This is a genomic window from Phyllobacterium sp. 22229 (assembly GCF_052056495.1).
GTDB classification, from domain to species: domain Bacteria; phylum Pseudomonadota; class Alphaproteobacteria; order Rhizobiales; family Rhizobiaceae; genus Phyllobacterium; species Phyllobacterium myrsinacearum.
Genome location: NZ_JBQEPA010000005.1, coordinates 161800 through 182747 on the forward strand (window position 1 = coordinate 161800; position 20948 = coordinate 182747).

The 20948-nt window shown below is 60.0% G+C and carries 19 protein-coding genes; 13 read left to right on the forward strand and 6 right to left on the reverse strand.

Annotated elements, in window-relative coordinates; genetic code table 11:
- Window positions 1-4: 4 nt before the first annotated feature.
- From livM to ACTJJ7_RS08030, 8 genes are all read left to right on the forward strand, one after another.
- Window positions 5-1429 carry a high-affinity branched-chain amino acid ABC transporter permease LivM gene (gene livM / locus ACTJJ7_RS07995; RefSeq protein WP_105734359.1) on the forward strand — a complete coding sequence of 475 codons (1425 nt, stop codon included), beginning with the start codon at window positions 5-7 and terminating at the stop codon, window positions 1427-1429.
- Window positions 1429-2703: an ATP-binding cassette domain-containing protein gene (locus ACTJJ7_RS08000; RefSeq protein WP_440966459.1), complete on the forward strand. Its 1275-nt coding sequence runs from the start codon at window positions 1429-1431 to the stop codon at window positions 2701-2703. The genes livM and ACTJJ7_RS08000 overlap by 1 nt, the downstream gene beginning before the upstream one ends.
- Entirely contained in the window at window positions 2703-3452 is a 750-nt protein-coding gene (locus ACTJJ7_RS08005; protein WP_105734361.1) for an ABC transporter ATP-binding protein, read from the forward strand. The genes ACTJJ7_RS08000 and ACTJJ7_RS08005 overlap by 1 nt, the downstream gene beginning before the upstream one ends.
- A gap of 62 nt (window positions 3453-3514) precedes the next feature.
- Window positions 3515-3868 (forward strand): DUF6867 family protein, encoded by a 354-nt coding sequence (locus ACTJJ7_RS08010; RefSeq protein WP_105734362.1) that lies wholly within the window; start codon window positions 3515-3517, stop codon window positions 3866-3868.
- Window positions 3869-3995: 127 nt separating this feature from the next.
- Window positions 3996-5111 (forward strand): branched-chain amino acid ABC transporter substrate-binding protein, encoded by a 1116-nt coding sequence (locus tag ACTJJ7_RS08015; RefSeq protein WP_105734363.1) that lies wholly within the window; start codon window positions 3996-3998, stop codon window positions 5109-5111.
- 171 nt (window positions 5112-5282) lie between these two features.
- Entirely contained in the window at window positions 5283-8738 is a 3456-nt protein-coding gene (pyc, locus tag ACTJJ7_RS08020; RefSeq protein WP_105734364.1) for a pyruvate carboxylase, read from the forward strand.
- A 158-nt stretch (window positions 8739-8896) separates the two neighbouring features.
- Window positions 8897-9679 carry a DeoR/GlpR family DNA-binding transcription regulator gene (locus tag ACTJJ7_RS08025; protein ID WP_245421095.1) on the forward strand — a complete coding sequence of 261 codons (783 nt, stop codon included), beginning with the start codon at window positions 8897-8899 and terminating at the stop codon, window positions 9677-9679.
- 38 nt (window positions 9680-9717) lie between these two features.
- Window positions 9718-10896, forward strand: coding sequence for an MFS transporter (locus ACTJJ7_RS08030; protein ID WP_105734633.1), 1179 nt, complete (start codon window positions 9718-9720; stop codon window positions 10894-10896).
- Between the two features lies 1 nt (window position 10897).
- On the opposite strand, the gene ACTJJ7_RS08035 is transcribed toward ACTJJ7_RS08030, so the two are convergent.
- Together ACTJJ7_RS08035 and ACTJJ7_RS08040 are read right to left on the reverse strand one after the other, a co-directional pair.
- Window positions 10898-12019, reverse strand: coding sequence for a patatin-like phospholipase family protein (locus ACTJJ7_RS08035; protein WP_105734365.1), 1122 nt, complete (start codon window positions 12017-12019; stop codon window positions 10898-10900).
- Window positions 12019-12798: a 3-hydroxybutyrate dehydrogenase gene (locus ACTJJ7_RS08040; RefSeq protein ID WP_440966462.1), complete on the reverse strand. Its 780-nt coding sequence runs from the start codon at window positions 12796-12798 to the stop codon at window positions 12019-12021. The genes ACTJJ7_RS08035 and ACTJJ7_RS08040 overlap by 1 nt, the downstream gene beginning before the upstream one ends.
- A 216-nt stretch (window positions 12799-13014) precedes the next feature.
- Between ACTJJ7_RS08040 and ispG the strand changes: the two genes are divergently transcribed.
- Window positions 13015-14271, forward strand: a complete 1257-nt coding sequence (gene ispG, locus ACTJJ7_RS08045; RefSeq protein WP_105734367.1) for a flavodoxin-dependent (E)-4-hydroxy-3-methylbut-2-enyl-diphosphate synthase — start codon at window positions 13015-13017, stop codon at window positions 14269-14271.
- Between the two features lie 3 nt (window positions 14272-14274).
- On the opposite strand, the gene ACTJJ7_RS08050 is transcribed toward ispG, so the two are convergent.
- Window positions 14275-15192 (reverse strand): polyprenyl synthetase family protein, encoded by a 918-nt coding sequence (locus tag ACTJJ7_RS08050; RefSeq protein ID WP_440966466.1) that lies wholly within the window; start codon window positions 15190-15192, stop codon window positions 14275-14277.
- 170 nt (window positions 15193-15362) lie between these two features.
- On the opposite strand from ACTJJ7_RS08050, the gene mtgA reads away from it, so the two are divergent.
- From mtgA to ACTJJ7_RS08065, 3 genes are all read left to right on the forward strand, one after another.
- Complete coding sequence (gene mtgA / locus ACTJJ7_RS08055; RefSeq protein WP_440966577.1) at window positions 15363-16100, forward strand: monofunctional biosynthetic peptidoglycan transglycosylase; 738 nt, start codon at window positions 15363-15365, stop codon at window positions 16098-16100.
- Between the two features lie 178 nt (window positions 16101-16278).
- On the forward strand, window positions 16279-16461 hold the full coding sequence (rpmF, locus tag ACTJJ7_RS08060) for a 50S ribosomal protein L32 (RefSeq protein ID WP_008121851.1): 183 nt from the start codon (window positions 16279-16281) through the stop codon (window positions 16459-16461).
- Window positions 16462-16544: 83 nt separating this feature from the next.
- On the forward strand, window positions 16545-16949 hold the full coding sequence (locus ACTJJ7_RS08065; RefSeq protein ID WP_105734368.1) for a hypothetical protein: 405 nt from the start codon (window positions 16545-16547) through the stop codon (window positions 16947-16949).
- Window positions 16950-17008: 59 nt separating this feature from the next.
- Here ACTJJ7_RS08065 and ACTJJ7_RS08070 read toward each other — a convergent pair whose 3' ends face one another.
- On the reverse strand, window positions 17009-18469 hold the full coding sequence (locus ACTJJ7_RS08070; RefSeq protein ID WP_440966469.1) for an MFS transporter: 1461 nt from the start codon (window positions 18467-18469) through the stop codon (window positions 17009-17011).
- 165 nt (window positions 18470-18634) lie between these two features.
- On the opposite strand from ACTJJ7_RS08070, the gene ACTJJ7_RS08075 reads away from it, so the two are divergent.
- Window positions 18635-19534, forward strand: a complete 900-nt coding sequence (locus ACTJJ7_RS08075; RefSeq protein WP_440966471.1) for a LysR family transcriptional regulator — start codon at window positions 18635-18637, stop codon at window positions 19532-19534.
- 33 nt (window positions 19535-19567) lie between these two features.
- Here the strand turns inward: ACTJJ7_RS08075 and ACTJJ7_RS08080 are convergent, their stop codons facing one another.
- Window positions 19568-20005 (reverse strand): GlcG/HbpS family heme-binding protein, encoded by a 438-nt coding sequence (locus ACTJJ7_RS08080; RefSeq protein ID WP_105734371.1) that lies wholly within the window; start codon window positions 20003-20005, stop codon window positions 19568-19570.
- Window positions 20006-20095: 90 nt separating this feature from the next.
- Window positions 20096-20707 carry a polyhydroxyalkanoate synthesis repressor PhaR gene (phaR, locus tag ACTJJ7_RS08085; protein ID WP_105734372.1) on the reverse strand — a complete coding sequence of 204 codons (612 nt, stop codon included), beginning with the start codon at window positions 20705-20707 and terminating at the stop codon, window positions 20096-20098.
- Window positions 20708-20948 lie beyond the last annotated feature (241 nt).

Genomic DNA, 20948 nt, shown 5'->3' on the forward strand with positions numbered 1-20948 from the left:
GCTTATGGCTGATATCCAATCTTCAGGACAGGATTCCGTCTACGCCAAAGCCGCCAAGGAAGCGGTGTTTGCCGGAATCATCGCGTTCGGCCTGTTCTTTCTCGTCGTTGGTTTCCGCACCGACCAGAACATCAACAATGAGCTGGTTCTCGTTCAGCGCTGGGGCCTGCTGGCGATCTTCGTGGCGGTGGCTGCCATCGGACGCTTCATCTTTGCAGCCTTCATAACGCCGTCGCGGGAACAGGCGAAGCTGGCCAAGAGCAAGGCGCCAGCCGCTGCCAAGGTTGACCGCCGTTCGCTCAAGGCAGCCGTGTCGCGGTTCGGTCTTGCTCTGCTTTTCATCTACCCCTTCGTCGTCATCCTGATCCTGGCGCTGATCCAGTTCGCGGTAACCGGGCAATGGTCGTTCCAGAGCGGCGTGCAGGGCTCGCTCAAATATGTCGACAATTTCGGCATCCAGATCCTGATCTATGTCATGCTGGCATGGGGCCTGAACATCGTCGTGGGGCTCGCCGGCCTGCTTGATCTTGGCTATGTCGCCTTCTATGCGGTCGGTGCCTATTCCTACGCGCTGCTTTCCGCCCATTTCGGCCTGTCGTTCTGGCTGCTCCTGCCGATGGCCGGCATCTTTGCTGCCATGTGGGGCATTGTGCTGGGCTTTCCGGTCCTGCGGCTGCGGGGCGACTATCTTGCCATCGTCACGCTGGCTTTTGGTGAGATCATCCGTCTCGTGCTGATCAACTGGACCGTGGTGACCAAGGGCACGTTCGGCATCTCCGGTATTGCCAAGGCGACCCTGTTCGGCATTCCGTTCACGCCGGGTCCCACCGGTTTTGCCGCCATGTTCGGCCTGCCGAACTCCGGCGTCTACTACAAGATTTTCCTCTATTATCTCATTCTGTTCCTGGCTCTGCTGACGGCCTGGGTGACGATCCGCCTGCGCCGCATGCCGATTGGCCGCGCCTGGGAAGCGCTGCGCGAGGATGAGATTGCCTGCCGGTCCCTGGGCATCAACACGACGACCACCAAGCTGACGGCTTTTGCCACCGGCGCGATGTTCGGCGGGTTTGCCGGATCGTTCTTTGCCGCCCGCCAGGGTTTTGTCAGTCCCGAGTCCTTCGTGTTCCTCGAATCGGCAATCATTCTTGCCATCGTCGTGCTCGGCGGCATGGGCTCGCTCATCGGTATCGCCATCGCGGCGGCCGTGATGATCGGCGGCACGGAACTCCTGCGCGAGCTGGAATTCCTCAAGCTGATCTTTGGCAATGACTTCACGCCGGAGCTCTATCGCATGCTGCTGTTCGGTCTGGCCATGATCGTCGTCATGGTGTGGAAGCCGCGCGGATTTGTCGGCAACCGGGAACCGAGCGCCTTCCTGCACGAGCGCAAGATGATCTCCAGCGAGTTTACGAAAGAAGGGCACGGCTGATGGTTTCGGAAGTGCGTAACAATCCCAGCCCCGTGCTGCGCGTTGAACATCTGTCGATGAAGTTTGGTGGTCTCGTTGCCATCAACGACCTGAACTTCGAGGCCAAGCGCGGCGCGATCACCGCCCTGATCGGCCCGAACGGCGCCGGCAAGACCACGGTGTTCAACTGCATCACCGGCTTCTACAAGCCGACCGAAGGCATGCTGACCATGACCCGCCAGAATGGCGAGGAGTATCTACTGGAGCGCATGGCCGACTTCGTCATCACCAAGAAGGCGAAAGTGGCCCGCACGTTCCAGAACATCCGGCTGTTCTCGGGGCTGACCGTTCTGGAAAACCTGCTGGTTGCCCAGCACAATCCCCTGATGCTGTCGTCGGGCTATACGATTCTCGGTCTTCTCGGCTTTCCCACCTATAAGAAGGCGGCTGCCGACGCGATCGAGAAAGCCCGTTTCTGGCTGCAGAAAATCAACCTCGTCGAGCGCGCCGACGATCCCGCCGGCGATCTGCCCTATGGCGCCCAGCGGCGTCTCGAGATTGCCCGCGCCATGTGCACCGATCCGGAGCTTCTGTGCCTGGACGAGCCCGCCGCCGGTCTCAACGCACGTGAATCGGCGGAGCTGAACCAACTGCTCCTCAGCATCCGCGATGAGACGGGAACATCGATCATCCTGATCGAGCATGACATGTCCGTGGTGATGGAAATCTCCGACCACGTCATTGTTCTTGAATACGGCACCAAGATTTCCGACGGAACGCCGGAGACGGTAAAGAATGACCCCAAGGTCATTGCCGCCTATCTCGGTGTCGAGGATGAAGAGGTGGTCGAGCTGATCGAGCATGCTGCCGCCACCGGCAGTGACGATATCACGGCCGCAGTTGACCTTCTGTCCACCGAAGCCATCCAGGAAATCACCGAGACGCAGGCGGAAGTGCCCGTCGCAGCGAAGGCCAAAACAGCGGCAAAGCCCGCAGCTCCGGCGATCAAGGCGGGCGCAACCGCCAATGCACTCGCCGCGCCGCGCGAGGGCAAGCCCGACGATCTGACCCTGATCAAGGGGATTGGCCCGGTCAATGAGCGCAGGCTCAACGAACACGGTATTTTCCATTTCGATCAGATCGCGGCCTGGAAGAAGGCGGATGTGACGGCCGCCGAAGCCTATCTGGCATTTGACGGGCGTATTGCACGCGAAGACTGGATCGGCCAGGCCAAAAAGCTGGCGAAAGAGAGCCAGGGCAAACCGGCTGCAAAGAAGACCGGAGGGGCGAAGTAATGTCGGAAACACAAACTCTTCCGAAGACCGGAGCCCTTCTCAGTGTTGAGAATGTTGAGACCTATTACGGCAATATCCGTGCGCTCAGCGGTGTCAGCGTGCATGCGGATGCCGGTGAAATCGTCACGCTGATCGGTGCCAACGGCGCCGGCAAGTCGACGCTGATGATGACCATTTTCGGCATGCCGCGGGCCCGCAAGGGCCGGGTGGTGTTTGCCGGCCAGGACATCACGCAATTGCCGACCCACGAGATCGCCCGCCTGCGTATCGCCCAATCGCCGGAAGGCCGCCGGATATTCCCGCGTATGACGGTGCAGGAAAACCTGCAGATGGGCGCCAGCCTCGACAATCTGGAGTTCTATGACGAAGACGTGCGCAAGGTTTTCGACCTGTTTCCACGCCTGAAGGAGCGCATCAACCAGCGCGGCGGCACCCTGTCGGGCGGCGAGCAGCAGATGCTGGCCATCGGCCGCGCATTGATGGCGCGCCCGCGCCTGCTGCTTCTCGACGAGCCGTCGCTGGGCTTGGCTCCCCTGATCATCAAGCATATTTTCGAGGCGATCAAGGAACTGAACAAGTCCACGGGCTTGACCGTGTTTCTGGTCGAACAGAATGCCTTTGGCGCGCTGAAACTGGCCGATCGCGGCTATGTGATGGTCAATGGCATCGTGACGATGAGCGGATCGAGCAAGGATCTTCTCGCCAATCCGGAAGTGCGCGCCGCCTATCTTGAGGGCGGGCGTCACTGACAAAAATAGGGCCGGCTTTCCAGCGGGTCTGGAATGTCCGGTGCCGCAAGGGGAATACTGCCATGCAAGGCATTTTGTACGAAGAACCCTCATTCTGGCTGTTTGTGCTGGTAACCTGCATCATGGGCGGCTGGGCCGCATGGATGGCGGGCCGCGCCTGTGCCAAGACATGGCGGTCCTATACAATTCTGATCTTCTACATGCTGCTTCTCGGCATCGGCGTCCGCTTCATCCACTTTGCCCTGTTTGAAGGCACGATGGTGACGCTGCACTACTATGTGATCGACACCATCGTGCTGATCATCATCGGCACATTGGGCTACCGTTACACCCGGACAAACCAGATGGTTCAGCAGTATCACTGGCTCTATGAAAAAGTTTCTCCCTTCTCGTTCAAGGAAAGAAAAGGGGCCTAAGCAATCTCGCTGACGCGAAACGAATCAGCGTGACAACCGCCGGAAAATCGGCAAATGTGGTCTTCAAGCGATGGGAAGAATTCATCGTTAGGGGTTTCGTAAGTACCTAGAAAATGGGAGTTTTCAAATGAAGAAGTCACTATTCTCGGGTGTTGCTGTTGCAGCGATGCTCGCTTTGGGCGGTCACGCCTATGCTGATCTTCTGGTCGGTATTGGTGCTCCGCTGACCGGCCCCAACGCCGCTTACGGCGCGCAGATTCAGAAGGGTGCCGAAGCGGCCGCCGAGGTGGTCAATGCGGCTGGCGGCGTGAATGGCGAAAAGATCAAATTCGTTCTGGGCGATGACGTTTCCGATGCCAAGCAGGGCGTTTCGGTTGCCAACAAGTTTGTTGCTGATGGCGTGAAATTCGTCGTCGGCCATTTCAACTCCGGCGTGTCCATCCCGGCATCCGAAGTGTACGCGGAAAACGGCATTGTCGAAGTAACGCCAGCTGCGACAAATCCCGTCTTCACCGAACGCGGCCTGTGGAACACATTCCGCACCTGCGGCCGCGATGACCAGCAGGGTGCCATTGCCGGCGCCTACATCGCCGAGCATTACAAGGATGCCAAGATCGCCGTCATCCATGACAAGACGCCATATGGCCAGGGTCTGGCCGACGAAACCAAGAAGACAATCGAGGCAAAGGGCCTGAAGCCGGTTCTTTATGAAGGCGTCAATGTCGGCGACAAGGACTTCTCCGCGCTGATCGCAAAGGCCAAGCAGGCCGGCGTCAATGTTCTTTATTGGGGTGGTTTGCATACGGAAGCCGGTCTCATCATCCGCCAGCTGGCTGATCAGGGCCTGAAGGTCAAGTTCATCTCCGGCGACGGCATTGTCACCAACGAACTCGCTGCGATTGCCGGCGACGCCGTGGTCGGCACGCTCAACACTTTCGGTCCCGATCCGCGCAACAATCCGGCCAACAAGGATCTGGTCGAGAAGTTCCGCAAGGCCGGTTTTGAGCCGGAAGCCTACACCCTCTACTCCTATGCAGCCGTGCAGGCCATCGTTGGAGCAGCGACCGCTGCAAAGTCGAACGATCCTGAAACCGTTGCCAAGGCCCTGAAGGAAAAGGGCCCATTCAAGTCCGTTCTCGGCGATATCTCCTTTGACGAAAAGGGCGATCCGAAGCTTCCAGGTTACGTCATGTACGAATGGAAGAAGGACAAGGACGGCAAGTACACATACGTCCAGCAGTAAGCCTTTCCGCTTTCTGTCTCATTGCGAAATGCCCGGCTCTCATGCCGGGCATTTTGCCGTTGGACATTTTCCTGTCTTGTGATCAATATGCCTTGTTTGCAGTGCAGCAATCATCCCGCCAATAGGGTTTTACCGCTCATACCGCCTCTATGAGATTTCGGAGTTTTCGCCTTGCCTATCAAGAAGATCCTTGTCGCCAACCGATCAGAAATCGCCATCCGGGTTTTCCGCGCCGCCAACGAGCTTGGCATGAAAACCGTGGCGATATGGGCCGAGGAAGACAAGCTGGCGTTGCACCGTTTCAAGGCGGATGAGTCCTATCAGGTCGGACGCGGGCCGCATCTGGCCAGGGATATGGGGCCGATCGAAAGCTATCTGTCGATCGAGGAAATCATCCGCGTGGCAAAGCTGTCGGGTGCCGACGCCATCCACCCGGGTTATGGCCTTTTGTCCGAAAGTCCGGAGTTTGCCGAAGCCTGCGGCGAAGCCGGGATCATCTTCATCGGGCCGAAGCCGGAAACCATGCGCCGTCTCGGCAACAAGGTCGCCGCCCGCAATCTCGCCATCGAGATAGGCGTTCCCGTCGTCCCGGCAACCGACCCGCTGCCCGACGACATGGACGAGGTGAAGACGCTTGCCGAGAAGATCGGCTATCCCGTCATGCTGAAGGCGTCCTGGGGCGGCGGCGGGCGCGGCATGCGCGCCATCTTCTCGCCGGATGACATTGCCCGCGAGGTCACCGAGGGCAAGCGTGAAGCCAAGGCTGCCTTCGGCAAGGATGAGGTTTACCTTGAAAAGCTGGTGCAGCGTGCGCGCCATGTCGAAGTGCAGATTCTGGGCGATACGCACGGCAATGCGGTGCATCTGTTCGAGCGCGATTGTTCGATCCAGCGCCGCAACCAGAAGGTTGTCGAGCGCGCGCCAGCGCCTTACCTCAATGAGGCCCAGCGCAAGGAGATTGCCGATTACGGTCTGAAGATCGCCGCGGAAACCGCCTATATCGGCGCTGGCACCATCGAATTCCTGATGGATGCCGATACGAACCAGTTCTATTTCATCGAGGTCAATCCGCGTATTCAGGTGGAGCACACGGTGACCGAGGAAGTCACCGGCATTGATATCGTCAAGGCGCAGATCCGCATTCTGGAAGGCGCGGCGATCGGCACACCGGAATCCGGCGTGCCCGCGCAGAAGGATATCAAGCTGAACGGCCATGCGCTGCAGTGCCGCATCACCACGGAAGATCCCGAACAGAACTTCATTCCCGATTACGGCCGCATCACCGCCTATCGCGGTGCAACCGGCTTCGGTATCCGGCTGGACGGTGGCACCGCCTATTCGGGCGCGGTCATTACCCGCTACTACGATCCGCTGCTGGAAAAGATCACCGCCTGGTCACCGACCGCCGGCGAGACGATCCAGCGCATGCACCGTGCCCTGCGCGAGTTCCGCATCCGCGGCGTTGCCACCAACCTGACCTTCCTTGAAGCCATCATCACCCATCCGAAGTTTGCCGATAACAGCTACACCACGAAGTTCATCGACACGACGCCGGAGCTGTTCGAACAGGTGAAGCGCCAGGATCGCGCCACCAAGCTTCTGACCTATCTGGCCGACGTCACCGTCAATGGCCATCCGGAAACCAAGGGCCGTGCCACGCCACCGGCCGAAGCGGCGCTGCCGCGGGTGCCGTTCATTGAAACGCCGATCCCGGATGGCACCAAGCAGCTGCTTGACCAGCTGGGACCGAAGAAGTTCGGCGAATGGATGCGCAATGAAAAGCGCGCGCTCTTCACCGATACGACCATGCGCGACGGCCACCAGTCCCTGCTGGCAACGCGGATGCGCACCTTCGATATCGCCCGGGTGGCGGGCACCTATGCGCGTGCCTTGCCGCAGCTGTTCTCGCTGGAGTGCTGGGGCGGGGCGACGTTCGATGTCGCCATGCGCTTCCTGACGGAAGATCCATGGGAACGTCTTGCAGATGTGCGCGAAGCGGCGCCGAACATCCTCCTGCAGATGCTTTTGCGCGGTGCCAACGGCGTCGGCTACAAGAGCTATCCTGACAATGTGGTCCGCTATTTCGTGCAGCAGGCCGCCCGCAACGGCGTCGATGTGTTCCGCGTGTTCGACAGCCTCAACTGGGTGGAGAACATGCGCGTCACCATGGATGCGGTGCTGGAGGAGGACAAGCTGTGTGAAGCGGCCATCTGCTACACCGGCGATATCCTGAATTCCGCCCGGCCGAAATACGACCTGAAATATTATGTCGATCTGGCGCAGGAAGTGGAGAAGGCGGGCGCGCATATCATCGCGGTCAAGGACATGGCCGGGCTGCTCAAGCCGGGTGCCGCCAAGGTGCTGTTCAAGGCGCTGCGCGAGGCGACCGACCTGCCGCTGCATTTCCACACGCATGACACGTCAGGCATTTCCGCGGCCACGGTGCTTGCCGCCGTGGATGCGGGCGTCGACGTGGTCGATGCTGCCATGGATGCTCTTTCCGGCAATACGTCGCAGCCCTGTCTCGGTTCGATCGTCGAAGCCCTCAAAGGCACTGAGCGCGATCCCGGACTTGATCCGGAATGGATCCGCCGCATCTCGTTCTACTGGGAGGCGGTCCGCACCCAATATGCGGCATTCGAAAGCGATCTGAAGGGACCGGCGTCGGAAGTCTATCTGCACGAGATGCCGGGCGGCCAGTTCACCAACCTGAAGGAACAGGCGCGCTCGCTCGGCCTTGAAACGCGCTGGCACGAAGTCGCCCAGGCCTATGCCGACGTCAATCAGATGTTTGGCGATATCGTCAAGGTCACACCGTCATCCAAGGTCGTGGGCGACATGGCACTGATGATGGTCAGTCAGGATTTGTCCGTCGCCGACGTGAAAAACCCGGACAAGGATATTTCCTTCCCGGATTCGGTGGTTTCGATGATGCGCGGGGATCTCGGCCAACCGCCGAAGGGCTGGCCCAAAGATATCCAGAAGAAGATTTTGAAGGACGAAAAGCCCTTCACCGAGCGGCCCGGCTCGCTCCTGGCGCCGGCCGATCTCGTGGCCGAGCGCAAGGACATCGAGGAAAAGCTGGAGCGCAAGGTCAGCGATCAGGAATTTGCCTCCTATCTGATGTATCCGAAAGTGTTCACCGATTTTGCCGTGACACACGGCACCTACGGTCCGACGAGTGTCCTGCCGACGCATGTCTACTTCTATGGTCTGGCGCAGGAAGAGGAAGTCTTTCTCGATATCGAGCGCGGCAAGACGCTGGTGGTGCGCAATCAGGCAGTGGGCGAGCCGGATGACAAGGGCATGGTCACCGTGTTCTTCGAAATGAACGGCCAGCCGCGCCGCGTGAAGGTGCCTGACCGCACCCGGGCGGGCAGCGCCGGGGTGCGCCGCAAGGCAGAGCTTGGCAATGACAAGCATGTCGGTGCGCCGATGCCGGGCATTGTGTCCACCGTGGGTGTTGCAGTCGGCCAGAGGGTCAATGCGGGTGACGTGCTTCTCTCCATCGAGGCGATGAAGATGGAAACGGCCCTGCGTGCCGAGCGCGACGGGACGCTGGCTGAAATTCTGGTTCGCGCCGGCGACCAGATCGATGCCAAGGATCTGCTCGCCGTCTACGAGTAAGGCCATCTGGCCATTGCCTGATGGAACATATCCGTGCCTGTTTATGCGCATATCGGCATAAACAGGCATTGAACAATGCGCATATGCGAAGTATGGTCGGGTCCTGAGGTCCGCAGCCGATGCGGATTGTGAGCGCGCATGTGCAGGATATGTCCATAATGAGCAAAGACCTGTCGCCGGACGAACGCAAGGACATGATCCTCAAACGGGTCAATGAATCCGGCCGCATCCTGGCGAATGCCGTCGCGGCGGAATTCGGGGTGTCGGAAGATTCCATACGCCGGGATTTGCGCGAGTTGTCCGAAGCAGGGCTTGTCCAGCGCTTTCACGGCGGTGCAGCGCGCAGCAGTTCGAGCTTTCGCAGCTTTCAGCAGCGCGCCAGGGATGAAACGGCCGGTAAAAAGGCGGTGGCCGCCGTTGCCGCCGAACGAATTGCCCCGAATTCCACCATGCTTCTCGATTCGAGCACGACGGTGCTCGAGTTTGTGCGCGCCCTTCCGGTCAACCTGCAAATGCGCATTATCACGAGTTCGCCGGATATTGCCTCGGCCGCTCTCGACCATCCCCTATGCGAGGTTATTCTCCTCGGCGGCACGCTGAACCGCTTCACCCGCAGCGTCATCGGGCAGTCGCCCCTTGCCGAAGTGCAGCTCATGCATGTCGATTACTGCGTGCTCGGCGCCTGCGCCATCGATGAGAGTCTGACACTGCGTGCCGAGAACTACGAGGATGCGCACCTGAAACTGGCCATGAGCAAGGCAAGCAATGAAGTAATGCTGCTTGCCACGGCTGAAAAGCTGCTGAAGCAGGCGCCCTTTGCCATCGCACCCATCTCGGCCATTTCAACGCTGATTACCGACAGAACCGCCGATCCGTCGATCGTGGAGCGGATTCGCGGCGCGGGGGTCGAAGTCGTCATTGCCGATGGACATGCCGCGTGATGTCCATCCTGTCCGAAATTCAAGCTGGTGATAAAATTATGGATGCCTCGCTCTACCGGAAGAAAGCCGTCTATGGCCGCTGGGCGGTTGCCAGCGCCTTCTTCTTCAATGGTTTTCTCGTCGGCAGCTGGGCGCCGCAGATCCCCGTGTTCATGACCCGCCTGCACATCAGCGAATTCACGCTCGGCCTGATGATCCTGGTCTTCGGCCTTGGTGCCCTGGCAGCCATGCCCTGGTGCGGCTACCTCATTGGCCGGTATGGCTCGCGCGCGGTGGTCAAGGGTTTTGCCATCTTCTGCAGCTTTTCCCTGCTCCTGGTGGCGCTGGCTCCGAATGTCTACATTGCTGCGCCTGCGCTTTTCCTCTTCGGTGCCGTCATCGGCGGCATGGATGTGGCCATGAATGCCAATGCCGTGGAGGTGGAGAAAAAACTGTCGCGCGCCGTCATGTCGTCCTCGCACGGCTTCTGGAGCCTTGGCGGCTTTGCCGGGGGCGCGCTTGGCGGTCTGCTCATCGAAGCACAGGGTCATCTTGTTCATGCAACGGTGGTCACCGCCATTGCCGTTGTTCTCGGGCTTGCCGCATTCCGCTTCATGATCACCGAAGATGCGCCGGTGGTGCACGAGAAGAAGGGCAAGCTGGCTTTCCCGACCAACCCGCTGATTTACCTCATCGGTATCATGGCGCTTTTCTCCATGGTTCCCGAAGGCTCCGTGCTTGACTGGGCGGCCCTCTATCTCAAGCAGGAGCGCGGTGCCGATATTGCCACGGCCGGATTTGCCTTCGCGGCATTTTCGGGAACGATGTCCGTCATGCGCTTTTTGGGCGATGGCGTGCGCAACCGTTTCGGTGCGGTGAAGACATTGCGCATCTCCGCGCTCATTGGTGCATCGGGCATGCTGGTTGCAAGCCTTGCGCCAAGCCCCTGGATCGCTATTCTCGCCTTCGCTTTTGCGGGGCTGGGCATTGCCAACATGGTGCCCATCGCCTTCTCGGCTGCGGGCAACCAGAAGGGAACCTCGTCGGGCGTTGCCCTCAGCCTCGTCACGCTGATGGGTTATTCCGGCATTCTGGTCGCGCCCTCGGCAATCGGCTTTGTCGGCGGGCGCACGGGTTTCGCTCCGGTCTATATGGTGCTCGCCTGCCTGCTCATCGTGGTCTTCCTGATGGCCAATCTTGCCGCCAGTGCCGACCGCAACGAAAATCCGGACAGCTGATTTATGCCCGGCGCCGCGCCGCGATAGCAGGTTTCTTGCGCTGCAGGAGGAAGTCGGTTACCCGCCGTCCGGCCTTGTGGGCTTTCAGGCCGACATTCATCTCGGGAGAAAGCTCACCGGAGAGATCGAGTGTCGCGTTTTCGCCCACCGCATCGAAATGCTCTTCCAGCCAGTCATCGGCCGCGGCCTGGCCGAGGTCGCGCAGATATTCAAGAAAGGCCCATTCCGCATTGATCTTCGACGAGGCCGCCAGGCCGGCCAGTGCCACATCGGCATCGATCCGGTGCATGCGGATATGCTTGTATTCGCCATGTTCGATCCGCCCCGCATCGATCAGCGAATTGACGAAGGCAATCGAACGGAATTCGCGCAGGAGCGCTGCGTTGAAGGTGATCTCGTCGATACGGTCGGTGATTTCGCGGGCCGTCTTCGGTGCGCCGCGCCGTTCGATCGGGTTGATCTGGATAAGCAGCAGATCTTCGCTCTTGGTCGAATAGAAGAAGGGATAGAGCGCCGGATTGCCGCCATAACCGCCATCCCAGTAAGGCTCGCCTTCAATCTCCACCGCCTGGAAAATATAGGGCAGGCAGGCAGATGCCATCACCACGTCGGCGTTGAGTTCCGACTGCGAGAAGACCCGTAGGCGGCCGCTTTCCACATTGGTGGCGGAAATGAACAGCTTGAGCGCCGAACAGGCTTTCACCCGGTCGAAATCAATCTCGCGCTCGACCACATCCCGCAGCGGGTTGAGGTTGAACGGATTGAACTCATAGGGCGAAAACATGCGCGAGAACTGTTCGAACAGATTGTACCCGACGCCGTTTTCGACGGACCAGTTGCCGAAGAAACGGTCCCACGGCGTGCGCTGAACCGGGCTGAACTGCCCGGTGCGGCCCACCGCTCGCCAGAACTCATAGAGCTTCTCGCGGGCACCGTCGGGACCGTTGCGGCTCCAGCCATCAGCCAGCGCGACAGCATTCATGGCACCGGCGCTGGTGCCGGATATGCCCTCGATGGTCAGGCGGCCATCTTCGAGAATGCGGTCGAGAACGCCCCAGGTGAAAGCGCCATGCGAGCCGCCGCCCTGCAGTGCGATGTTGATGACTTTGGGTTTGTGATTCATCACTGCGCCGTCCAGCCGCCATCGACGGAAATGGATGTGCCGGTGATCTGCGCCGCCGCATCGCTGGCGAGGAACACCACCGTTGCGCCGATCTGGTCGACCGTGGCGAATTCCTTGGTTGCCTGCCTGTCCAGCATGACGTCGCGGATGACCGTTTCGCGGTCCATGTTGTGCGCCTTCATCTGGTCGGGGATCTGGGCTTCGACAAGTGGTGTCAGGACATAGCCGGGGCAGATGGCATTGCTGGTGATGTGTTTTTCCGCCACCTCAAGCGCGACGGTTTTGGTCAGTCCGAGAATGCCGTGCTTGGCTGCCACATAGGCCGATTTGAACGGCGATGCGCGCAGACCATGGGCCGAGGCGATATTGATGATACGGCCCCAGCCGGCCTTCTTCATATAGGGAAGCGCGGCAGCGGTGGTATGGAACGCCGAGGTCAGGTTGATGGCGATGATCGCATCCCATTTTTCCGCCGGGAATTCGTCGACCGGCGCGACAAACTGGATGCCGGCATTGTTGACCAGCACATCGACGCTGCCGAATGTCGCGGCGGCCTGGTCGATCAGGGCGCGGCATTCATCCCCCTTGGACATGTCGGCCTTGATATAGGCAACGCCCGTGGCATGCTGTGCGGCGATCTCCTTGGCAAGATCGTGATCTTCCGGACGGTCGGTGAAGGAATTGATCACCACATTGTAACCCGCCGCTGCGAGCGCGTGGGCGGAACCCAGTCCGATGCCGGAGTTGGAACCTGTGACGACTGCGGTCTTCTTGGCCATGAGAAACTTCCTTTGGTTTAACAACCGTGTTGAAGGCGTGTGGAATATATTGCATTGCAGCAAGATTACCAGCTTTGGAACGTGAACACTTTGTCATACGCTTCACTGTGCCGTGATCGGAAAGCGCATTTGCTTTGAATTTGCCGCGTTCATGTCACATGGTGTTGACACAAGGCGTTCCCTGCGCCACGTGAAGGGAATATCTGGAGTTTGACAATGTCTGACTATTATTCGCAGCCCTTTGCCCGCCGCGCCTCCGTTGGCGTCGATGTGGGCGGGGTCATGGTTGGTGGAAGCGCGCCTGTCGTCGTGCAGTCGATGACCAACACGGATACGGCCGATGTGGACGGCACCGTGGCGCAGGTCGCCGCCCTTTTCCATGCCGGATCGCAGATCGTCCGTATCACCGTTGACCGGGATGAATCCGCCGCTGCCGTGCCGAAAATCCGCGAGAGACTGGACCGGCTTGGCCTGAACGTGCCGCTGGTCGGCGATTTCCACTATATCGGTCACAAGCTGCTGGCCGACCACCCGGCCTGCGCCGAAGCGCTGGCGAAATACCGCATCAACCCGGGCAATGTCGGTTTCAAGGACAAGAAGGATGCGCAGTTCGGCGCCATCATCGAAATGGCGATCCGCTACGACAAGCCGGTGCGTATCGGCGTCAACTGGGGTTCGCTCGATCAGGAACTGCTGACGGCGCTGATGGACCAGAACCACGCGGCCGGCGCGCCCCTGACGGCGGAACAGGTGACGCGCGAGGCCATTGTCCAGTCCGCGCTGATTTCCGCGCAATTGGCCGAAGAAATCGGCCTGCCACGCTCCAAGATCATCCTTTCAGCCAAGGTCAGCCAGGTGCAGGATTTGATTGCGGTTTATGCGGAGCTGGCGCGGCGCTGCGATCATGCGCTGCATCTCGGCCTTACCGAAGCCGGCATGGGCTCCAAGGGCATCGTTGCCTCCTCGGCGGCGCTCGGCATTCTCCTGCAGCAGGGTATCGGCGATACGATCCGCATATCGCTGACACCGGAACCGAACGGTGACCGGACGCGCGAAGTGCAGGTGGCGCAGGAATTGCTGCAGACCATGGGCTTTCGCCAGTTCATTCCGATTGTCGCGGCCTGTCCCGGTTGCGGGCGGACCACGTCGACGGTGTTTCAGGAACTGGCGCAGTCGATCCAGAGCGATATTCGCGACAACATGCCGGTCTGGCGCGAGAAATATCCCGGCGTTGAAGCGCTCAATGTTGCGGTGATGGGTTGTATCGTCAATGGGCCGGGTGAATCCAAGATGGCCGATATCGGCATTTCACTGCCGGGAACCGGAGAAACGCCGACGGCCCCGGTCTTTGTCGACGGCAAGAAAGTGGCGACCCTGCGCGGTGCGGGCATTGCCAAGGAATTCCAGAAGATGGTTGCCGATTATATCGAAAACCGCTTCGGCCAGGGCGCAGGCTCGCACGCAGCCGAATAGAGTCTAGCTCTGCCGCTCGGCGATGAAGCGTGCGGCCTGCTTGAGCAGGGCAGCTTTTTCGCCGAAAGGCGCAAGCAGTTCCTCGGCCTGTGCCACCAGTCCGCTTAACTGGCGTTTTGTCCAGTCGATCCCGTGCAGCGAAACCAGCGTGGCCTTGCCCGCTGCCGCATCCTTGCCGGTGGCTTTGCCCATGTGGGCGGCATCGGCGGTGACATCGAGCAGATCGTCGGCCAGCTGAAAGGCCAGGCCTATGGCCGAACCATATTCCGCCAGCCGTTCGCGATCCTCAGGGTTGGCATTGCCGATCACGGCACCGGCTTCGCAGGCGAAACGGATCAGCGCGCCGGTTTTCATGGCCTGCAGGCGGATGATGCCGGCCTCGTCGGGCTTGACCTTTTCCGCTTCCAGATCAAGCGCCTGGCCGCCGGTCATGCCGCCGATGCCCGCAGCGCGTGCCAGAGCCGTTACCAATGCAACCTTGGCGCCGGGATCAAGCTCCGTCGCCTCGGCTGCAATCAGTTCGAAGGCATAGGTCAGGAGGCTGTCCCCCGCGAGGATTGCCGCTGCCTCGTCGAACTTGCGATGCACCGTCGGCTGGCCGCGGCGCATATCGTCATTGTCCATGGCCGGAAGATCGTCATGCACGAGCGAATAGCTGTGGATGCATTCGAGCGCTGCTGCTACCCGCAATGCCGCAGGGGTGCCGGCGCCGAAGAGGGCTGCGCTTTCCATGACGAGGAAGGGGCGCAGACGCTTGCCGCCATTGAGAACGCCGTGCCGCATGGCTGCCATGAGGCGCGGCGGACGGCTGATCTCGCCATCTTGCGGCTGATCCGAGAGCAGGTCTGTCAGCAGCGCTTCCACCGCGGCGGCGCGATGCAGCAATGTCATTTGAAACAGGGAAGTGTCTTGATCGGTCATCATGATCTGGCAATGAGCGAAAAATCGCCGTCCGGTCAATGATTAGATGTGCTGCTTTTGCATTTTTGCCTTGTTGTCATTGTGAACATGGCCGCAAAGACATGGAAATGGTTCCCTTTGGCGGATCGTTGCTCTATGTCCATGATGGGTTTTCAACGCAGGCGGCGGGTGTGACACGGGTTCTGGTCAGAAACAAAAAAGGCGGAGGCTATCTGGTCAGTCCGGGCGGCTCGCCTTTGGGGCGCATCGCGCGCTACCTGATTCTGGCGGGCATCATCCTGATGATGATCCCCATCATCCTGCTCAGCCTGTACCGGCTGCCATTCGTGCATCCGGTTTCCACCTTGATGGTGAAGGACCTCGTGACCTTTTCCGGTTATGATCGGCGCTGGGTGTCCTTGGACGAGATTTCCCCGGTGCTGGTGCATTCCGTCATGATGTCGGAGGATGCGCGGTTCTGCTTTCACTCCGGCGTCGACTGGGATGCGATGAACCTGGTCATGTCCGATGCCATGGATGGCGAGCAGACGCGCGGCGCGTCGACGATCACCATGCAGACCGCCAAGAACCTGTTCCTGTGGAACAGCCGGTCCTTCATCCGCAAGGGCCTGGAAATGCCGCTGGCGATGATGACCGATCTGATCCTGACCAAACGGCGGGTGATGGAAATCTACCTGAATATTGCCGAGTGGGGGCCAGGCATCTACGGCATCGAGGCGGCGGCGCAGCATCATTTCAAGGTCAGTGCGGCAAGGCTGACGCCGCGCCAGGCGGCGTTTCTGGCGGTAACCCTGCCCAACCCGATTGCACGCAATCCGGCGCGGCCGGGCCGGGGTTTGCAGACACTGGCAAGGCTCAACGAACGGCGTGCGCGCGGCGCCGGTGCGTATATTGGTTGTGTCAAATAGACCCTCTCGCGGCGCAAATCCCGGCATATCGGCATTTGCGACAAAAAATATGCGACTCATGCTGGTCAAAAGCTCTCAAGACGTGTATAGCCCCAGCCGAACTTTCCGGAATTTTGTCCATTGTGACAGGCTCGATCGGGCCAGCGCCGGATTTTGACTGATTACTGGAGCAGGAACAATGGCTGTACCTAAAAGAAAAACTTCTCCGTCGAAGCGCGGCATGCGCCGCTCCGCCGACGCGCTGAAGGCCCCGACTTATGTCGAAGACAAGAATTCAGGCGAACTGCGCCGTCCGCACCATGTCGATCTGAAGACCGGCATGTATCGCGGCCGTCAGGTTCTGACGCCGAAAGAAGGCTGATCCCTTCCTGGATTTCGTGATAAAGAGGACCGGCCTTGTGCCGGTCTTTTTTGTTTATGACATGCTGATGGGAGACAGATGCCGTGATTTCCAATATTCCATTGATGATCGTGCCGCTTGTTGTGTTCAATCTGGTGGTTGCCGGATTGACGGGTATCGGCGGCGCCGATCCGTGGGCCACGCAGCTCTATTCCATGCAGATGCTGTCGGGCGGCGTATGGCGGATGACACTGGGCGATCTGATGATCGTGCTGTCGCTGGCGCTGCTGTTCTTCGAGATCATGAAGTCGACGCGCACAAGCAATGCCTCGGTGGTTGACCATCTCCTGTCGACCTTCGTCTTCGTGGCATTCCTGGTGGAATTCCTTCTGGTTCCCAGTGCCTCGCATTCACTGTTCTTCATTCTGATGGCAATGGCCTTCTTCGATATTCTCGCCGGTTTCACCGTTTCGCTGCGCTCTGCCGGGCGCGACGTCAACTTTCGCTGATACCATGCAAAAACCCCGGCAGATGAGCCATCTGCCGGGGTTTGATATGGGCAGGCCGGTCAGGCGGCGATGGCCGCCTTGTCCGGTATGCGCATGACGATGAAGATGGCGAGCGCCGTCACGACGGTGATCTGCGCCAGAATCTGCAGGAGCTGGCCGAAGGCTTCGCCATAGGTCTGCAATATGGCTTGCGGGCTGACCGGACCCAACAGGCCCATGGCTGAGGCGATATTGCCGGTTGCCAGCTTCTGGGCGGCCTGCGCGACATCAGGGCCCGTACCCAATTTCCAGTTGAGAAGCGCGGTAAGCAGGGCGCTGACAATGGCAAGGGCAATGCCTTCGCCGGCAATGCGCGTGGTGCTGAAAATACCCGTTGCCATGCCGGCCCGCTCCTTAGGGACGACGCTGACGGCGAGGCCATCCATCAATCCCCAGGGCAGGCTGATGCCAAAGCCGATCAGGACCAATGCCGGAAGTGTCAGTTCCACCGGCTGGCCCGGCATGCAGCGGCTGAGCCAGAACAGTCCGCCTGCCGAGAGGAGAAGACCGGCACTGCACAGGATCGCGGCGGAGAACCAGCGCGTGAGCAGCGCTGCCAGAAACGGCACGATGAGCAGCGGCCCCGACAGGGCAATCATCATCTGCCCGGTCTGAACCTCGCTGAAGCCCTCCACGCCGATATAGCGGATGGGCAGGAGAATCAGCAGGACGACGAAGGAATAGGCGGGAGCCGCCGCGAGGATCTGCACGCCGACAAAACGCGGGTAGCGAAACAGGCTGAGGTCCAGCATCGGCCGTGCCGCGCGCTGTTCGATGATCGCGAAGAGACCGAACACGATGAGGGCAGCGGCGAGCATGCCGATGACGAGCGGGTGCCCCCAGCCGATATCCGGCGCCTGCAATATGCCGCATGTGAGCAGCGTCAGTGCCAGCGTGAAGCTGATGGCGCCCGGCCAGTCGATGCCCCTTGCGCCGGGGTCACGCGATTCCCGTAGCCGGAAAACACCAAGGCCAAACGCGACAAGGGTGATCGGCAGCGTGACGAGGATAGCCGCCTGCCAGCCGAAATGGCTGATCAGCGTTCCCGAGAGAATCGGTCCGAAGGACAGGCCAATGCCGAATGTGATGCCGATCATGCTGAAGGCGCGCGTGCGTTCCTGTCCGTCGAACTCCTGGGCGAGCGCGGCCATGCCGCCGGAAAAGGCGAGGGCACTCGAAAGCCCCTGTGCGGCACGCATGATGTCGAACCAGACAAGGCTGGTGACAAGCGACAGCGCCAGCGAGAAAACGGCAAAAAGCGCAAGGCCTGTCAGGAAGACGCGTTTGCGCCCGTAATTGTCGGCGAGCGCGCCCGCCGCCATCAGGCTGCTGCCGAAGGCCAGCATGAAGCCATTGGTAACCCAGTTGAGTTCGACCGGGCTGCCGCCAAGGGCGCGGGCAATGGCGGGAAGTGCGACGGCAGGGCCGGTAAAGCTGACGGGCATGGCGAGGGCCGCCAGGCAGACAGCGGTCAGAATCATCAGCTTCTCCGCTGTACCGTGCGGATGTGTGTGGGCAGTCATTTTTCACCTGCGGTATCTAAATGTGGGAGGGAATGGTCGAATTCATGATACACAGGCTTTAATCATTGAAAATTGCGCCATATATCCCGAGATAGCGGACAATATTTCTCTAATAGAGGGACCATGGATAATCTGAATGGTTTGTTTGCTTTCGTGCGGTCCGCAGAAACGCTGAGTTTCGTTGCGGCTGGCCGGTCGCTGGGTATTTCCGCTTCGGCGGTTGGAAAAACGATTGCCCGGCTGGAGCAGAACCTGGATGTGCGCCTATTCCAGCGCAGCACGCGCCGCATCAGCCTCACGGCGGAGGGGCAGCTGTTCTATGAGCGCTGCCGCCGCATCATTGATGATCTCAATGATGCGGAATCCATGCTGTCGCGCACCAAGGAAGCGCCGCGCGGGCGCTTGCGTGTGAGCCTGCCGACGATCGGCTACCGTTTCCTGCTGCCGCATCTGCCTGAATTCGAACAGCTCTATCCGGAAATCGAGCTTGATCTCGATTTCAACGACCAGATCGTCAATGTGATCGAAGAAGGGTTCGATGCCGTCATTCGCAGTGGAGATTTGCCGGATTCATCGCTGATGGCGCGCCGGCTCGGTCCGTTCCGGCAGGTGCTTGCCGCGTCATCAGCCTATCTGCAGAGGCGCGGCAGACCGAGGGAATTGCGCGACCTGCAGCATCACGCCTGTCTGCGCTACCGTTTCCCGACAAGCGGCAAGTTGCAGGACTGGGTCATGGGAGGAGCAGCCCCGGACGTTGACCTGCATCTGCCCCCGGCGCTGGTATGCAACAATATGGAAGCGCTTTATGGCGCGACGGTCCGCGGCCTCGGCATTGCCTATATGCCGGACTTCCTGGTGGCCGATGCGGTGAAGGCGGGTGATCTGCACACGCTGCTTGACGACTGTCTGGTGCAGACAGGCCAGTTCTGGGTGCTCTGGCCTTCAAACCGGCATCTGTCGCCGAAGCTGCGGGTGTTCGTTGATTTCATTGCGCCCCGGCTGTTCGCCGGGACACGCCTGTAGCGCCGCTGCGCTGTTCCAGAACGGGGCTAGCGGTCAGCCCTGGCCGCCGTCGGCGATGAAACCGGCCGCCTGAATCCCGGCGACAGCGGCAATCTCGTCATTGTCGGATGTATCGCCGGTGATGCCGACCGCGCCGAGAATCTCTCCCTTGGCGTTCTTGATGAGAACGCCGCCTGCCACCGGGATGACGCGTCCGCCCGATGCTGCCACCAGCCCCTCGACGAAATGCGGGCGTTCCTTGGCGAATTTTTCAACGGTGCGCGAGCCGGTGCCGATGGACAGGCCGCCAAATGCCTTGCCGAAAGCGATCTCGAAGCGCAGCAGCGAGGCGCCGTCCTGCTTCTGGAAGGCCTTGAGGTGGCCGCCGGCATCGAGCACGGCAACGGAGAGCGGACGCATGCCTGCCTCGGTGGCCTTGGCAAGCGCTGCCTTGATGATGGTGTTGGCTTTGGAAAGTGAGAGTTGAGCCATGGTATCCTCTTGGGTTCGTATGGTCATAAAACAGGAAAAGCCGATCCGCCGTGCGAGCCGGATGCTCAGTCAAAACGGATCTGGCCTGGATTATTTGTCGAGGGAATCGAGCTTGCGCTGCATGGCGGCGATCTGTTCTTTCAGTTCGTCCAGCCCGGTGTCCTTCTTGGCGGTTTCGGCGGCGGGTGTTTCGTCGGCCTCGGCCGCTCCGGCCGTTTTGTTGAGCGGGAACGGCGTGAACATCCGCATGGCATGCTGCAGCATTTCGGTGTTGCGGCGAACCTGCTCCTCAACGAGCTTGACCGGCGCACTGATATTCATCATGTCGATCGGCGACTTGCCGAAGGCGGCGGAAAGCTGCTCACGCATGCGTTCCTGTTCCTTGGCAAAGGCGCTCATGGACTGTTCGAGGAATGTCGGCAGCACCACCTGCATCTGGTCGCCGTAATAGGCGATGAGCTGGCGCAGGAACGGAATCGGCAGCATGTTCTGCCCATCCTTGTTTTCCAGTTCGAAGATGATCTGGGTCAGGACGGAATGGGTGATGTCTTCGCCGGTCTTGGCGTCCTGAACGGTGAAATCCTCATTGCGCTTTACCATCTCGGCGAGGTCTTCCAGCGTCACATAGGTGCTCGTGCCGGTATTATAGAGGCGCCGGTTGGCATATTTTTTAATGACGACGTCGCCGGTTTTTGCTGCCATCAGAGAACTCCCCAACTCATGTCATCAGACTCAAATGGTCTGAATTTGCGTGCCCGCTTACTGATATGCCAGCGAGGATAGGGGGAAAGCGGCGCAAATCAAAGTGATTTGTGCGCCGCATCCATCGCGCAGATCATTCCAGCCTTTCTCGGCCCTGCGGGCGATAAATTTGGCTTCGCGGCGAATGCCCCTTGTCAAACTGACGCAGGGAGGGAATTCTGTTCGGGAAGCCAAGCTGAAT